This is a genomic window from Klebsiella sp. K5-204, assembly GCF_030128585.1.
GTDB classification, from domain to species: Bacteria; Pseudomonadota; Gammaproteobacteria; order Enterobacterales; family Enterobacteriaceae; genus Klebsiella; species Klebsiella quasipneumoniae.
Genome location: NZ_JAKUZS010000008.1, coordinates 71469 through 86239, shown reverse-complemented (window position 1 = coordinate 86239; position 14771 = coordinate 71469). Strand labels below are relative to the sequence as shown.

Annotated in this window: 14 protein-coding genes; 5 read left to right on the top strand and 9 right to left on the bottom strand. The window is 57.8% G+C overall.

The window, feature by feature from the left end:
- Positions 1-97: 97 nt before the first annotated feature.
- Positions 98-979 (top strand): LysR family transcriptional regulator, encoded by an 882-nt coding sequence (locus MKR05_RS20690; RefSeq protein ID WP_048296441.1) that lies wholly within the window; start codon positions 98-100, stop codon positions 977-979.
- Positions 980-1104: 125 nt separating this feature from the next.
- Here MKR05_RS20690 and MKR05_RS20685 read toward each other — a convergent pair whose 3' ends face one another.
- From MKR05_RS20685 to soxR, 4 genes are all read right to left on the bottom strand, one after another.
- Positions 1105-2751, bottom strand: a complete 1647-nt coding sequence (locus MKR05_RS20685; protein WP_004206334.1) for a Na+/H+ antiporter — start codon at positions 2749-2751, stop codon at positions 1105-1107.
- A gap of 147 nt (positions 2752-2898) precedes the next feature.
- Entirely contained in the window at positions 2899-4248 is a 1350-nt protein-coding gene (locus MKR05_RS20680; RefSeq protein ID WP_004206333.1) for an NCS2 family permease, read from the bottom strand.
- A 390-nt stretch (positions 4249-4638) separates the two neighbouring features.
- Complete coding sequence (locus MKR05_RS20675; protein WP_238875328.1) at positions 4639-5307, bottom strand: glutathione S-transferase family protein; 669 nt, start codon at positions 5305-5307, stop codon at positions 4639-4641.
- Between the two features lie 259 nt (positions 5308-5566).
- Positions 5567-6025, bottom strand: a complete 459-nt coding sequence (gene soxR, locus MKR05_RS20670; protein ID WP_004206331.1) for a redox-sensitive transcriptional activator SoxR — start codon at positions 6023-6025, stop codon at positions 5567-5569.
- A gap of 84 nt (positions 6026-6109) precedes the next feature.
- Between soxR and soxS the strand changes: the two genes are divergently transcribed.
- The gene (gene soxS, locus MKR05_RS20665; protein ID WP_004206330.1) at positions 6110-6439 is read left to right on the top strand and encodes a superoxide response transcriptional regulator SoxS; all 330 of its coding nucleotides are present in this window, start codon (positions 6110-6112) and stop codon (positions 6437-6439) included.
- Here the strand turns inward: soxS and MKR05_RS20660 are convergent.
- Positions 6424-8028: an EAL domain-containing protein gene (locus tag MKR05_RS20660; protein WP_064157759.1), complete on the bottom strand. Its 1605-nt coding sequence runs from the start codon at positions 8026-8028 to the stop codon at positions 6424-6426. The two genes, soxS and MKR05_RS20660, sit on opposite strands and share 16 nt — an antisense overlap.
- A 508-nt stretch (positions 8029-8536) precedes the next feature.
- On the opposite strand from MKR05_RS20660, the gene MKR05_RS20655 reads away from it, so the two are divergent.
- Positions 8537-8818 (top strand): YjcB family protein, encoded by a 282-nt coding sequence (locus MKR05_RS20655; RefSeq protein ID WP_002885064.1) that lies wholly within the window; start codon positions 8537-8539, stop codon positions 8816-8818.
- 46 nt (positions 8819-8864) lie between these two features.
- On the opposite strand, the gene MKR05_RS20650 is transcribed toward MKR05_RS20655, so the two are convergent.
- From MKR05_RS20650 to MKR05_RS20635, 4 genes are read right to left on the bottom strand one after another with little or no spacing between them, the layout of a single operon-like run.
- Complete coding sequence (locus MKR05_RS20650; protein WP_044525142.1) at positions 8865-9722, bottom strand: ABC transporter permease; 858 nt, start codon at positions 9720-9722, stop codon at positions 8865-8867.
- The gene (locus MKR05_RS20645) at positions 9719-10552 is read right to left on the bottom strand and encodes an ABC transporter permease (protein WP_044525141.1); all 834 of its coding nucleotides are present in this window, start codon (positions 10550-10552) and stop codon (positions 9719-9721) included. The genes MKR05_RS20650 and MKR05_RS20645 overlap by 4 nt, the downstream gene beginning before the upstream one ends.
- A gap of 60 nt (positions 10553-10612) precedes the next feature.
- Positions 10613-11752, bottom strand: a complete 1140-nt coding sequence (locus MKR05_RS20640; protein WP_044525140.1) for an extracellular solute-binding protein — start codon at positions 11750-11752, stop codon at positions 10613-10615.
- A 29-nt stretch (positions 11753-11781) separates the two neighbouring features.
- Positions 11782-12813: an ABC transporter ATP-binding protein gene (locus tag MKR05_RS20635; RefSeq protein WP_048296440.1), complete on the bottom strand. Its 1032-nt coding sequence runs from the start codon at positions 12811-12813 to the stop codon at positions 11782-11784.
- Positions 12814-12975: 162 nt separating this feature from the next.
- Between MKR05_RS20635 and MKR05_RS20630 the strand changes: the two genes are divergently transcribed.
- Positions 12976-13746, top strand: coding sequence for an MBL fold metallo-hydrolase (locus MKR05_RS20630; RefSeq protein WP_044525138.1), 771 nt, complete (start codon positions 12976-12978; stop codon positions 13744-13746).
- Positions 13743-14762 carry a LacI family DNA-binding transcriptional regulator gene (locus MKR05_RS20625; RefSeq protein WP_048296439.1) on the top strand — a complete coding sequence of 340 codons (1020 nt, stop codon included), beginning with the start codon at positions 13743-13745 and terminating at the stop codon, positions 14760-14762. The genes MKR05_RS20630 and MKR05_RS20625 overlap by 4 nt, the downstream gene beginning before the upstream one ends.
- Positions 14763-14771 lie beyond the last annotated feature (9 nt).

Below are 14771 nucleotides of genomic sequence, written 5' to 3'. Positions count from 1 at the left end.
AGTCCTGAAAAAAGAAGTCAGGCATGCAGTATAGAGAGCCGCCGACGCGGACAGAAATGAATTAAAATCATCGCAGGTATAGTCTCAGGGAATAATTATGGATATCCGAACGCTGCGCTATTTCGTTGAAGTGGTTCGTCAGCAGAGTTTTACTCGCGCGGCGGAAAAGCTGTTTGTCACGCAGCCCACCATCAGCAAGATGCTTAAAAATCTCGAAGATGAACTGAACTGCACGCTGTTGATCCGCGACGGCCGCAAACTGCTGCTTACCGATACCGGGCGCGTGGTTTTTGAACGCGGCCAGGCGATCCTCGGCGAGTTCAGCCAGCTGGAGTCAGAGCTGAGCGATATCAATCACCTGCATAAGGGGGTGCTGCGTCTTGGCATTCCGCCGATGGTCGGGATGCTGATGGCGGAGCCGATCAGCCGTTTCCGCCAGCGCTACCCGGGCGTCGAGCTGAAAATCGCCGAGTTTGGCGGCCTGACGGTCCAGCAGGCGGTCAGCAATGGCGAACTTGATATGGCGATGACCGCCCTGCCGATCGAAGAGGGCAGCAGCCTCACCACCCTGCCGTTGTTCAACCACCCGCTGTGCGTCCTGACGCCCAGGAGCGCGGCGTGGGAAGGCAAAACGTCGCTCTCGCCGGCGGAGCTGGCGGCGCATCCGCTGGTTATCTACAACGAGGAATTTGCCCTCAGCCAGCAGCTGATGCGCCTGTTTAGCGAGCACGACGTGAAGCCGCGGATCGCTGTGCGCAGCGGCCAGTGGGATTTTCTCGCCGCCATGGTGCAGGCCGGCATTGGCGTGGCGATCCTGCCGGAGCCGATTTGCCAGCGTCTCGACCCGCAGAATTTTTGCTGGATCCCATTGCAAAGCGAGCTGCGCTGGGAGCTGGGGATGATTTGGCGGGAAGGCGTGTATATGTCGCGCAGCGCTGAGGCCTGGCTGGCGTGCAGTAAAGCATTCTGGCTGGAATAACGCCTGGCTGGTGCGCATCGGGTGGATACCGCGGAGGTTGTCGGCCCGGTAAGGCGTCAGCTGCCCGCGGGCGCACGTGCGTTACGAGAGATCACCCGGCGGCGCTACGCCACCGGGTCTGACGATCACTGATCTTCGATCAACAGCGCTTCCAGCAGGTCGAGGTCGTGCAGCAGCTTCTGCAGCGTCTCGTTACTGATCTGCCGGGTGGCGCGCAGATGGTACAGCTCACCGCGCTCAGAGCGCAGCGCCGCCAGGCGGAAGCGCCGCTCCAGGCTCTCTTCGAGCATCGAGGTTTCCACATCGTTACGACCATCGGCGCGGCGGCGCAGGTTACCGATCACCCGCGAACTGACTTCGGTCAGCAGCTGGTTATCGATATTCTCTTTGGTATCCGCCGCCAGCCGCTCTTCCATCTTCTGGATCGCCACAATCGCCACGTCCGCCGTCGCCGCGCGCGCCAGACGCTCCTCTTTCCGCTGCTGCACATTATCGCTCGATTCAATGTGGCGCAGCAGGATCGGCAGCGCAATCACCCCAACGAACAACGAGAACAGGATCACCCCGGCGGCGAGGAAAATCAGCTCATAGCGCGCCGGAAAGACATTCCCGTCCGGCAGCAACAGCGGAATAGAGAGCACACCGGCGAGGGTAATCGCCCCGCGCACCCCGGCAACGGAGGAGATCAGCAGCTCGCGCGTGGTCCAGGAGCCAAACTCCATCGGTTTCTTCTTCAGGAAGCGCTGGCTAAGCTTACGCATCGACCACAGCCAGCCAAAACGCACCAGCATCAGCGCGGCATAGATCAGGATGATGTCGGTAAACAGCATCCAGGTCTCGACATTGGGGTCGGCTTCCGCCGCCACCAGCGAGCTGGAGAGGATATCCGGCAGCTGCAGGCCCAACAGCAGAAACACCATGCCGTTAAAGACAAACTCCAGCATCGCCCAGGTGCTGTTGGCGCGCAGGCGCATCGCCAGCGGCGCGGTACGCATCACGCCGGAACGGGTGATGGTCATCCCTGCCGCCACCGCCGCCAGAATGCCGGAGACGCCGATATGTTCGGCAATCAGATAGGAGGCAAACGGCAGCAGGAACAGCAGGACGATCTGCGTGGCGGGCTCGTCACCGCCCCAGCGGCTGAGGAAGCGCATCGAGCGGCCATACGACCAGCTCACCACAAACCCGGCCAGCACGCCGCCAATCGCCACTTTCAGAAACTCGACGGTGGCGCCGCCGACGGTAAAGACCATGGTGCCCATCGCCACCGCGACGGCAAACTTGAGCGAGACCAGGCCGGAGGCGTCGTTCATCAGCGCCTCACCCTGCAAAATGCCCATGATTTTTTTCGGTATCCGCCCTTCCCCGACGATACCCGAAAGCGCCACGGCATCGGTCGGCGACAGCACGGCCGCCAGCGCGAACGCCGGGATCAGCGGAATGCCCGGCACAATCCAGTAGATCAGAAAGCCGATGCCGACCACCGTCACGACCACCAGCGCCAGCGCCAGGCCGAGGATCTCGCGCCCGTGCTCAATGAATTCGCGAGTTGGCGTTTTCCAGCCGTCGGCGAACAACAGCGGCGGGATAAACAGGACCAGAAACAGCTCTGGATCAAATTCAACATGCAAACCAAAGGTCGGCCACGCCAGAAGCGCGCCAATGGCGATTTGCATCAGTGGAAGTGGAACCTGAAAGGGCAGTACGCGCGTCACTACCCCGGAGAGTGAGACCACAAGGGTCATGATGAGGATGGTAAAGAATATTTCCATGTGTTCCCTGTTTGCTGCGTTTTCTTTTATACCTGTGAGGCGTCTTGCCTTTGAATCATACGCTACCCAGATTAACGCAAATGGAAACAGGATGTGGCTTAAAAATAAAACGGGCGGCCTGAGCCGCCCGTGAGGAGCACAAAGGGTTTAAATCGCCCAACCGCCGGCGTAGAACACCACCAGCGCCACAGCGATAATCACCGTGCCGAGGTTCAGCTTACGCCACTCGCCGGAGACCAAGCGGCCGATCACCAGGGTCGCGAAACCGATCATGATGCCGGTCACGATGTTGCAGGTCAGCACGATAAACACCGCGGTGATCAGGCCAGCCATCGCGTCAACAAAGTCATTGAAATCGATCTTCGCCACGTTGCTCAGCATCAGCAGACCGACGTACATCAGCGCCGGCGCGGTCGCGTAGGCCGGCACCAGATAAGAGAGCGGAGAGAGGAACAGGATCAGCAGGAACAGGACCCCTACCGTCACCGCGGTCAGGCCGGTTTTACCGCCGGCTGCCGTACCCGCCGCCGATTCGATATACACCGCCGCCGGCGCCGCCCCGACTAAGCCTGAGAAGACGCTGCTCAGGGAGTCGGTGGTCAGCGCTTTACCGCCGTTGATGATCTGTCCGTCTTTGTCCAGCAGGTTCGCCTGACCGGCCACCGCGCGGATGGTGCCGGTGGCGTCAAAGACCGCCGTCATCACCAGGGCCAGTACGCTGGGCAGCACGACCGGATTCAGCGCGCCGACGATATCCAGACTGCCAATCAGCGAGTTGCCCTGGTCATCGCTCAGGGATGGCATGGCGAAAATCCCGGAGAAATGGACGTTAGGATCGAAAATCAGGCCGACAATCGACACGCCGATAATGGTCAGCAGAATACCGCCTGGTACCTTCATTTTTTCCAGACCGATGATCACCGCGAGGCCAATCAGCGACATCACCACCGGGAAGCTGTCAAAGTTCCCCAACGCCACCGGCAGACCGTCCAGCGGGTTTTTGATCACCAGGCCAACGCCATTGGCGGCAATCAGCAGCAGGAACAGACCGATCCCGATCCCGGTACCGTGGGCCACGCCCTGCGGCAGGTTGCGCAAGATCCAGCTGCGGATGCCGGTTGCCGAGATCACCGTAAACAGGACGCCCATCAGGAATACCGCGCCGAGCGCCACCGGAATACTGATGTGCTGCCCCAGCACCAGGCTGAAGGCGGTGAAAGCGGTCAACGAGATAGCGCAGCCGATGGCCATCGGCAGGTTTGCCCATAATCCCATCGCCAGCGAGCCAACGCCCGCCACCAGACAGGTAGAAACAAACACCGCGGCCGGCGGGAAGCCCGCTTTTCCGAGCATGCCCGGCACCACGATGACGGAGTACACCATTGCCAGAAAGGTAGTAAGACCTGCAACAATCTCCTGACGCACGGTGCTACCGCGCGCCGAAATTTTAAACCAGGCGTCTAATGAACCGCCGGTACGCGCTGAAGGCGTAGACATAGAAAACTTCCCCTGAAAATTTTTATTGTTCGTTGATATGCGTGGTGGACCTTCCACTGCCAGTTAAACGCGATCTCCTTGTACCGAATCGCAGCGCCAGGGGGGCCGCAAAAAAGCAAACGTTTAACTCCGCGCATACACTACGGTGTGTCAACCTTATCAACTCCCCCCGGCTAGCAGAAAAAAGAGGGAGTAAAACAGAAAGGCAAACGATTATCCGGCCTTTAGATAACCCTTTTCAACCGATGTTTATCGTATTTCGCTAAATTTCGCTTATGACGAACAGAAAATAACCAGCCGATGCGCAAACGTTATCGTCCATGCGCAATCCGCTAACAATTTTTTAGTGAGTTGCTTTCATTTAGCCGCGTCATCGGATCCGCTGATACTTCAGGCGCCGGGTAAGGTGAAGGGGCCGCCGCGCTCGATAGCCCGCTGCCAGGCCGGGCGCTGCTCCACCCGCTGTCGCCAGGACTCAATATGGCGAAGATCATGCATGCCGCCGCGGGCCAGCAGCGCCATCACCGGGAAGCTCATCTGGATATCGGCCATGCTCAGCCGATCGCCGGCAAACCATGGCCGCGTGGCAAGATGGTCGTCAATGAACCGCGCATGGGTGGCCAGCTGAGGATCGAGCCACGCTTTCTGGATACCTTTGCCCAGCAGCGAGCCCAGCGAGCGGACGCCAAAGGGCACCGGGGGTTTGCCGAGACTGGCGAACACCAGCTTCATTAACAGCAGCGGCATCAGCGAGCCTTCGGCATAGTGCACCCAGAAGCGGTACTGCAGTTTGTCATCCGCGCCCTGTGGCTTCAACAGCCCATCGCTGTCCCAGCTCTCCTGCAAATACTCAAGGATCGCGCCGGACTCCGCCAGCACATAGCCGTTGTCTTCCAGCACTGGCGATTTCCCCAGCGGGTGGATTTTCTTCAATGCCGCTGGCGCCAGCATCGACTTTTCCCGCTGATAGCGGACTATCTGATAAGGCAGCTGTAGCTCCTCCAGCGCCCACAGTACGCGTTGCGATCGTGACTGATTAAGATGATGTACCGTCAGCATGGGCCTCTCCCGTGGTTTGTTCAAATTAACTATAGGAACAGGCGCGGATTGCCGGGAAAATTTCGGCAAAATAGTGAGGAAAAAACGGCGGCGGATGCCATAGTTAAAGTGTCGACGCAAACCGGAACCTCCATCAACAGATTGCGCAATACTGAGGGACGTCGACGTCGGGGGAAACCCTCTCGTGAACCAACGAGATAATGCGAAAGACCAAGACCGGAAAACAACTAAAGCGCCCAGTTGTGGCGCTTTAGTTTTATCACTCCTCCTCCAGCAGCCGGGCGCCGGTCCCCTCTTCCCCCAGTTTATCGCCCGGGTTGCGTAGCGGGCAGTCGCGCCGCGATAAACAGCCGCAGCCGATGCAGCCGTCGAGCTGGTCGCGCAGCGCCGTCAGGGTGTGGATACGCCGGTCCAGCTCCTCGCGCCACTGTGATGACAGCATTTTCCACTCTTTTGCGCTGAGATTGTGCCCTTCCGGCAGCACGCCAAACGCGTCGCCGATGGTGGCCAGTGGGATGCCGATACGTTGCGCAATTTTGATAATCGCCACCGCGCGCAGGACATCGCGCCGGTAGCGCCGCTGATTGCCGGCATTCCGCTGGCTGTGGATCAGCCCTTTACTCTCATAAAAATGGAGGGCCGAGACCGCCACGCCGGTTCGTTTTGCCACTTCCCCGGGCGTCAGCAGCATTTTGATGCGGGGTGATTTCTTTTCCATAAAGCGCTTTACCTCAAGTTAACTTGAGGAATTATACTCGCCCGCAGACAAAACGACGAATCGAGAATTGAGAGAGGCCGCTTTATGTCCCATCAGGATATTATTCAAACACTGATTGAATGGATTGATGAACATATCGATCAACCACTTAACATTGATGTAGTCGCCAAAAAGTCAGGATACTCGAAGTGGTACCTGCAGCGGATGTTCCGCACCGTGATGCATCAGACGCTGGGGGATTATATTCGTCAGCGCCGTCTGCTGCTGGCGGCGGAGGCGTTGCGAACCACCCAGCGGCCGATCTTTGATATCGCCATGGATCTGGGCTACGTCTCGCAGCAAACCTTCTCGCGAGTCTTCCGCCGGGAGTTCGACCGCACCCCCAGCGACTACCGCCATCAGATCTCAGCGTGACGCGACGGCTGAGGCACGTTCATAGGCGCGGGCGCATTGGCTAACCACTGCATAAACTCCCGCGCCGGCATCGCTTTCGCAAACAGCCAGCCCTGGCAATACTGCACGCCGCGCTTGTAGAGCCAGCTTACCTGCTCAGGCGTCTCCACGCCTTCCGCGATAGTCTTTAGACGTAACCCGCGCGCCATCTCGATGATGTGTTCGGCAATCAGGTGGCTGGTGTTGTTGGTGGTCAGCGTATCAACGAAGGTTTTATCGATTTTAAGGATATCGACGTTCAGGGCGTGCAGATTATGCAGATTCGAATAGCCGGTGCCGAAATCATCGATGGCAATTTCATAGCCCGCTTCGCGGAACGCCTGAATCACCGGCGTGGTCTTCGGTACGTCGATAAACCCCCGCTCGGTTACTTCGATTTTGATCTGCCCGATACAGACCGCATAGCTGCGCGCTTTCTCACTGATCTGTGAAATCAGCCGCGCCGAGTGGAAATCCGACGCAGAGAGATTGATCGCCACGTACAGCTGCGGATGGCTGGCAAGAAACTCTCCCATTTCGTAAAACAGCTCATCTACCACGTAGTCCGTCACCTGGGCAATCATGCCTTCATTTTCCGCCAGCGGAATAAACTCCGCCGGGTTCATCACCGGACCGTCAAACCCTGGCCAGCGCAGCAGCGCTTCCGCCCCGACGCAGCGGTTATTTTTAATATCGATAATCGGCTGGTAGTGCAGGCGCAGCTGGCGGCAGCTCAGAGCCCGCTGCAGCATATTGCGCGGCGAGTGATACTGACGGCGGGTGCGCGACCACACCAGCACCAGTAAAATACTGCAGATGATCCCCAGCGGCAGCGTCAGGCTGGCCTGGTCACAAAAGTTGTGATAATAGCTGGCCCGCGAGGTGGACATAATGACGGCGATCGGCCGGATAGCAGAGCGGGCTATCGTATACACCCGGCCATTCTGATTAAAAAAGGTATCGCCTTCGCGAATTAACGCATGGAGCTCTGCGGGCTCGACATTGTTACTTACCGAGAAAAAGAGGTTGGTTTTGGTATCGAACACGCCATAGGCTAAATCGCGATCGCTGGCGATCACTGAGCTGAACGAGAAGGGATTGACCACCACCACATAGGGTCCCTTCTGCATATAATTCATGGCAAAGCCGGGATAAAACGGCGTGTCCCGGTAATAGTAAATCGCGACATCCGGCTTTTTGGTGTAATTGGCCGCCGGCATCCGCCAGCCGGTTTGCTGATGAACGGACGTTGAACAGATAAAGCGCTGACCGTTAGCGTAGATCAGATCTTCCACATACAGCAGGCCGCGAACGATATGCAATAAATAACGCTGATGGTCCGCTGAGCACAGTTCCCCGCGATACTGGCTGGCTTTCGCCCGGGCCTGATCCGCTTCGCGGATGACCATTTCCGTTTTTTGCAGCGCCAGCTGCGAAAATGAGTGTAATTGATCAATGGTTTCGGCTTTTGCCCGCAGTTGGGCAAACCACAATGCCAGTACCACTGGCAATAAAATAACCAAACCCGTTCCGATGAGCCTTAGCGCCTTATGCGGCGTACTGTCACCCATTTACGCTTACATCCATGCGATATGCCTTAATTAAGGTAGCCCAAACACGTTAGCAATCGCGACTGCGATAGACATCAGCCGATTTCCGCCAGCCCTCACGGGCGTCAGCTTTACCACTGACAGGGAAGAATAATACTTATTTATCAGGTATTCGGAAGATATTCCGCCAAGATTAAGAATAGACGCGCTTCTGACTCGGTTTCTCCGTGTATTAAACAAGAACAAGTAATAAAACCCGCAGAATAATAATCATTAGCAAGAGAATGAAAATAAGATCATCGGAGGTTACTTACTAATATCCACATAAATAACAGTGTTATTAAGCGCAGCGAAAGCTCATTTTTTGACTGGTGAATAAAGCGCCAAGTGTGATATAGTTCACACAAGTTGATGAAACAGAAATGGCGTTTCATCACTCTCTAGTACGCCAGTTGAGACCAGAGCGCTATGCCATCGTCAGTCGCGCCAGGTCGTCCATGGCTCCCCGACTTTCTTTGAGGACAGGTTAATGGCTTCCATTACTACCAGTGTTGTGTTGTTGCGCTGGCCCCTGGTGAGCGCGGTACTGATGTTTCTTGCCAGTTCACTGAATATCCAACTTCGCAAAAGCGATTATGCCGGTCTGGCGGTGATCTGCAGCTGCCTCGGCCTTGCCGCCGCCTGCTGGTTCGCCACCGGTTTGCTCGGCATCACCCTGCTCGATATTGCCAAAATCTGGGGCAATATCAAAGATGTGATGATTGAAGTCATGAGTCAGACACCGCCAGAATGGCCAATGATGATGACCTGAGGTTAAAAAGCTTCCCACCGGGAAGCTTTTTCGTTTTCTGCAGCCCTTATTTCCCCAGTTTCGCCATCATCTCCGGACGCATAAATTTATGGATCACCACCATAAAGAGCAGCGATGGCGCCAGTAAAATCAGCGCGGTAATCGACGAGACCTGATAGTTACCCGACATGCTGGCGTTATAGAGCAGCAGCGGCAGCGTAGTGACATCCGGCGCCCCGACGAAGAAGGTGCCGGTAAACTCATCCAACGACTCCAGAAAAACAAAGATGCTGGCGGCAACGATCCCCGGCGCCGCCTGCGGCAGCACGATGTGCCAGAAGGTATACATCGGTCCGGCGCCCAGGTTACGCGATGCCCGCGCCAGCAGCGGGTCGATGGCTGAAAACGCGGCCACACAGATCCACACCGAGTACATCAGACCGTGGACGCTATGCACCAGCACCACCCCCGCGATAGTTCCGTTCAAGCCCCACTGGTAAAACAAACGGGCAATATTCATGTATACCGTCAGGTTGGGAAAGGCCTGCGGGAGGAGAAACAGCAGCATAAACAGCACCCGCAGCGGCATTTTCCGCCGGGAAAGCGCATAGCCGGCGGGAACGGAAATCAGCAAACAGACCACCACCGACAGCAGGGCGATCAGTACGCTGGTTAACAGCGAGCTGGAGACATCGCTGTACGGATTGAAGACCTGATACCAGTACTTCAGGCCCCACTGGCTGGGCAGCGAATGGGGAAAATACCAGCTTTCCGCTACGGTCCAGATCAACAGGTTCAGAAGCGGGCCAAACATCGCCAGCAGCATAAACAGCAGTAGCAGGGTCTGCAGCACCGGGCTGGCGTTCACTTTACGGCGTCCTCTTACCCACCATGACGGAGAGGAAGCAAGGTGCAGCGCTTTCATCCTTCACCGCCTTTTTGCTGCAGGCTGTGGCGCAGGTAAAACCACGACAGCGCGCCGCAGATCGCCAGCGACACCACGCCAAGCGCATTCGCCACCGCGTAATCACCATAGGAATTGACGCGAAACGCCATATCCACGGTCAGCATCGTCGGCGTCCCCACGCCGATCATCAGCGGTACCGACAGCACCGACATCATGGTTACCGTCGACAGCACCAGCGCCACTCCGATGGTCGGCAGGACCTGCGGCAGCATAATATCGAACAGCAGCCGCGGCCGGGAGGCGCCAAGATTACGTGCGGCGAGGATCTGCGACGGCTCCAGCGCCGCCATCGCTCCGCAGATCAACAGCGTAGCAAAGGCCAGCTGCTTCCAGACAAAGGTAATGACAATTCCCTTCCATCCCAGCCAGGAGAGGGTCTCCAGCGGCCTGACCAGATCGGCCGCCACCAGCGCATTGTTCATCAGGCCATTTTTGGCGAGAAAAGTGCGCATCATCTGGGCGACGACAATAAAGGGGATAAACAGCGGCAAGCGATACAAAAAACCCAGCAGGCGAACAACGGGCCGGCAAGGCGACAGCGCAATCACTGCCGAGAGGGTAATGGCGATCAGCGCTAACAACGCCACTGAGATCAGCACGATAAGCAGCGAAAAGAGCACATCGTTGGCGTAAAGCGCATAGACCTTGCGAAAATGATCGAGGGTGAACGACTGTCCCGGCGCGGTAAACGCCGAGACCAGCGAAAACCCCAGCGGATACAAAAACAGGACCGCGATCATCAGCGCTGCCGGGGCAACCAGCAGCAAATATTTCAATGAACTGGACATAAAGGACCTGGCGTTGGCACAAGCAAGCGCCCGGGTCGGCGACCCGGGCTGGAAAAAGGGTTAATTGGCCACCTGGCTTTCGTAACCCTCTTTGATATCGTCAAAGTAGGGGGCGATCGGGAAGCTTTTGCCATACTTCGCCAGGGCTTCAGGCGAAATTTCGGCAAACAGCTTTTGCCAGGTCGCCGCATCCAGCTTCGGCTTCACCTGCCCGGCGTCGATGCCCGGGTACCAGTTGAACTGCTTAACGATCCCCTGCGCCTGCACTTCCGGGCTGGTGGCCAGCGCGATAAAGTCGCGCGCCAGCTGCGGATTCGCCGCTTTCGCTGGGATGACGTAATACATCGGCTGACCCGGCATACCCGGGGCCAGTAAAGCGAGCTTAATCGATGGCGGCAGCTTGCCCTGATCTTTCCAGCTATAGAACATGTCGACCCATACCGGGCCCATGGCGATCTCTCCCCGACTTAGCATATCGAGCGTTCCGGCGTTGCCCGGAGTGAAAGTGACATTTTTATTAAACGCTTTCAGTTTCGCATAGGCCTGCTGCCAGCCCTTTTCGACGCTTTTATCATAAGGCGCGGAGGAGAGGCGCTCGGCGCCGGTCCCGTAGGCGTAGATCCAGCCCACCACAAAGCTAACGCCGGACATGCCGTTCTTGATGCCGTTATAGCCAAAAGCCTGCGGATGTTTCTGCGTCCACGCGACCAGCTCGTCATACGACGCCGGTGGCGTACTGACGAGATCGCTGTTCCAGGCGATAGCGGTCTGGCTTAAGAACATCGGCATGACGTATCCGTCGACGTTAACGCCGAGCGCCTGGGTGGCGCTCGGCGAGCTCACCATGCCGCCGGTCTGAATATCCTGGCGATATTTTTGCAGCAATCCCTTTTCCACCTGTTCGCCCCCCGCCTTCTGATGCACCACGGCGACGTCGATATCCCACTGCTGCGCGCCGCTCTCCTGTTGGGCGCTCAACTTCTCGCTGATTTTATTCGACCCGGCGTCGCCAGGGCCGGTACCGATCACCCGCACCTTGACGCCGGGATGAGCGGCTTCAAATTTTGGCCCCAGCCAGGTTTTCACGTAATCCACCATATTCTGATCGCCCGCGGTAGCGACGTTAAGAAAGGTGTCGGCCTGGGCGCTAACGCTCAGGCAGAGGGTCGTTAAGATCGCTGCTTTCGTCTTAGTAAACATGGATTGTCCCCAGAATGAACACGCTGATATCACTGTGATAGTGGTAAAGGAAAAATATGGAGGGCCGGCATGGGCACATGGAGCCTGACGCGGCTTTTCGTCGGCCAGCACTGAGCGGAGTCGGCCTGCAGCAGGCGGTCATGGCAGCGCACGCTGTGGCGATACAGATTGCCCAGAAACGCGCTTTGCTCCACCATCCCCTCCAGGGCGAGCCCCTCCTGCGGCGCGGGCTGCGTTAATTCGCCGAGCGTGGCATCGGCGCTGCGGAAATAAATGACTTTTTCACCCTGCTGAGCTGCGGATAAACCGGATATTGCGGCAGCAGATATTTCATCAGAGGTTATTTTATTATCGGCGCCCATAAAATCAGCGACGAAGGGTGTCGCGGGTCGCTGATATATTTGTTGCGGCGTGCCGGTTTGCTCAATTCGCCCCTGGTTTAATACTGCAATACGGTCCGCCATCACTAATGCCTCCTGTTGATCGTGGGTGACAATTAACGACGTAAAGCCGAGTTTCTTTTGCAGAGATTTAATTTCATGGCGCACATTGAGCCGCACTTTGGCATCCAGATTAGATAACGGCTCATCCAGCACCAGCACCTGAGGTTCTATCGCTAGTGCCCTCGCCAGCGCCACCCGCTGCCGCTGGCCGCCCGACAGTTCAGTCACCTTCACGTCAGCCAGCCCGTCGAGATTGACGATCCGTAGCAGCTCCGCCACTCGCCGTGTGATGTCCGCCCCGCGCCATTTGCGCAGCTTCAGGCCATAGCCAATATTGCGCGCCACCGTCAGGTGCGGCCACAGGGCGTAGCTTTGAAACACCATGGTGATATTGCGCTGCTCCGGCGCCTGATGGGTGATCGCTCGGCTGGCGATGGAGATCTCCCCGCTTTCCACCGGAATAAAACCGCAGAGGGCATTCAGCAGGGTGGTTTTTCCACATCCCGAAGGACCGAGCAGCGCGATCATCTCCCCCTGCTCGACCGCCAGATCGATATTATGTAAAACCACTTTATCGCCATAACTAATTTTAAGGCCGGAGATCTTTAAATAACTCATATTCGCTACCTGACAGCGCTGTTGCGGGCATTTTTTATTGCTGTGAACACGTGTTCATTTAGCTGTAAAAAAAATGCAACGTTAACTCGACATGATGTGAGCCTACTTTGTCGGGTATTTATGACAATTTAATTAAGCGGCAAAAAATTTTGGCGAGGGTAAATGAAAATAGATGTGCTTGGCTGCGGGAGCGCCTTTTCCTGCACGCAAAATACCTCCGCGCTGCGGGTAATCGACGCGGACAACAAACAGTGGTTAATCGACTGCGGACCCACCGTTCCCCGCGCGCTCTGGCAGCGCGGCGGCGGGGTCAACGATATCGACGCGATCTACTTCACCCACGTTCATCCGGACCACTGCACCGGTCTGACGGCGCTGCTGAATTACTGGAAAAGCGGCTCCCGCCAGAAGCCGCTGATTATCTACTGCCAGCCGACGCAGCAGCCGGTGCTCATGCAGCTGGCCGCGCTGGCGAACTGGCCGCAGGCGGAGCTCGGTTTCACCATCGACTGGCAAGCATGTCGCGAAGCCTGGACGTGGCAGGACTGGCAGATCCGCACTGCCCCCACCCAGCATGAGCTGAGTAATCGCGCCATCCGTATCACCATTGCCGGGCAGACGCTGTTTTACAGCGGCGATGGCCGGCCGACCGCCGACTCGATGGCCCTGATGGCCGGCGCCGGGCTGGCGTTTCAGGAGTGTGCCTCGGTGGCGGCCCTGGACGATGACGCCTCTCATGGCGATTTCCCCTCTTGCCTGATGCTGTTCAGAACGCTGCAGCTCCCGGCGCTGGGGCTCTATCACTGCGAGGACGCTGCCCTGCCGGGGCTGAAGCAGGCCTGCCAGCCGTGGCCGGGGTTATTCGTTTCCCGGGATGGGCTCGCCTTAACGCTGCCGCGTCCCCCGTTTACCGACGAGGCGCACATCCTATGAGCACCGCATCACGTAAAGCCAGCGTCACCGCCCAGGATGTCGCACGGCGTGCGGGCGTCTCCCGGGCGGTGGTGTCCCGGGCGTTGAGCAGCAACGGCAGCATCTCTCCCGATGCCCGGGCGCGGGTGTTGCGCGCCGCCGAAGAGCTGGGGTATCAGGTTAACTTCCTCGCCCAGGGGCTGAACCGCCAGCGCAGCCACTTAATCGGCGTGATCGTCTCGCGCATCAGCGATCCTTTTCGCAGCGCCCTGCTTGATGCCTTGCTCAACGAGATCCAGCGCCAGGGCTTTCAGGCGCTGGTGAGCGAGATCCATAGCGAGCAGGATCTGGTGCATACCCTGCGCCGTTTCACGCAGTTTCGCGTCTCCGGGGTTATCGTTACCTCCGGCCAGCCGCCGGAAGCGCTGGTGAACGAGTGCGTTCACCAGCATATTCCGGTAGTGGGCATTAACCGTCAACCGACGATCCCCGGGGTGGATTATGTCTGCTCTGATAACGCCGCCGGCGCCGAACTGGCCGCTAACCAGCTGTTGCGCAGCGGCTGTCGGCGCTTCGGCTGGCTCAATACTCTCCCTTCCACCTGGGCCGGGCGCATGCGCGGTGAAGCATTCAGCCGGGCGCTACAGGCGCGCGGAGTGGACATCGAACGCGACCTGGCGCACCTCGCCTGTCCGGAAGAGGGCTACGTCGGCGGTGAGCAGGCCGCGGCGCTCGCTGACGAGGTGCCTGAGGGGATCTTTTGCGCGAATGCCCAGCTTGCCTGTGGCTTTCTTGATGGGATGCGCCAGCGCGGCAAACAGGCGCCTGAGGATTTTCAGCTGATTGGTTTTGATAACACGCCGCCGACCGCGCAATATAGCTATCAGCTCACCACCCTACATCAGGATGTGGCGGCGATTTCCCGCCAGGCGCTTGCCCGGCTGCTGGAGCGCACCGCCGACCCTTTACAACCTTCACGCACCACATGGGTGGAGGTGACATTAATTCACCGGCGCACGTCGCCCTTTGTTATCTGAGAGCAGGAC

Excerpts from the sequence above, each read along its gene's own strand:
- MKR05_RS20690 (WP_048296441.1), top strand. The coding sequence starts at position 98 with ATGGATATCCGAACGCTGCGCTATTTCGTTGAAGTGGTTCGTCAGCAG.
- MKR05_RS20685 (WP_004206334.1), bottom strand. The coding sequence starts at position 2,751 with ATGGAAATATTCTTTACCATCCTCATCATGACCCTTGTGGTCTCACTC.
- MKR05_RS20680 (WP_004206333.1), bottom strand. The coding sequence starts at position 4,248 with ATGTCTACGCCTTCAGCGCGTACCGGCGGTTCATTAGACGCCTGGTTT.
- MKR05_RS20675 (WP_238875328.1), bottom strand. The coding sequence starts at position 5,307 with ATGCTGACGGTACATCATCTTAATCAGTCACGATCGCAACGCGTACTG.
- soxR (WP_004206331.1), bottom strand. The coding sequence starts at position 6,025 with ATGGAAAAGAAATCACCCCGCATCAAAATGCTGCTGACGCCCGGGGAA.
- soxS (WP_004206330.1), top strand. The coding sequence starts at position 6,110 with ATGTCCCATCAGGATATTATTCAAACACTGATTGAATGGATTGATGAA.
- MKR05_RS20660 (WP_064157759.1), bottom strand. The coding sequence starts at position 8,028 with ATGGGTGACAGTACGCCGCATAAGGCGCTAAGGCTCATCGGAACGGGT.
- MKR05_RS20655 (WP_002885064.1), top strand. The coding sequence starts at position 8,537 with ATGGCTTCCATTACTACCAGTGTTGTGTTGTTGCGCTGGCCCCTGGTG.
- MKR05_RS20650 (WP_044525142.1), bottom strand. The coding sequence starts at position 9,722 with ATGAAAGCGCTGCACCTTGCTTCCTCTCCGTCATGGTGGGTAAGAGGA.
- MKR05_RS20645 (WP_044525141.1), bottom strand. The coding sequence starts at position 10,552 with ATGTCCAGTTCATTGAAATATTTGCTGCTGGTTGCCCCGGCAGCGCTG.
- MKR05_RS20640 (WP_044525140.1), bottom strand. The coding sequence starts at position 11,752 with ATGTTTACTAAGACGAAAGCAGCGATCTTAACGACCCTCTGCCTGAGC.
- MKR05_RS20635 (WP_048296440.1), bottom strand. The coding sequence starts at position 12,813 with ATGAGTTATTTAAAGATCTCCGGCCTTAAAATTAGTTATGGCGATAAA.
- MKR05_RS20630 (WP_044525138.1), top strand. The coding sequence starts at position 12,976 with ATGAAAATAGATGTGCTTGGCTGCGGGAGCGCCTTTTCCTGCACGCAA.
- MKR05_RS20625 (WP_048296439.1), top strand. The coding sequence starts at position 13,743 with ATGAGCACCGCATCACGTAAAGCCAGCGTCACCGCCCAGGATGTCGCA.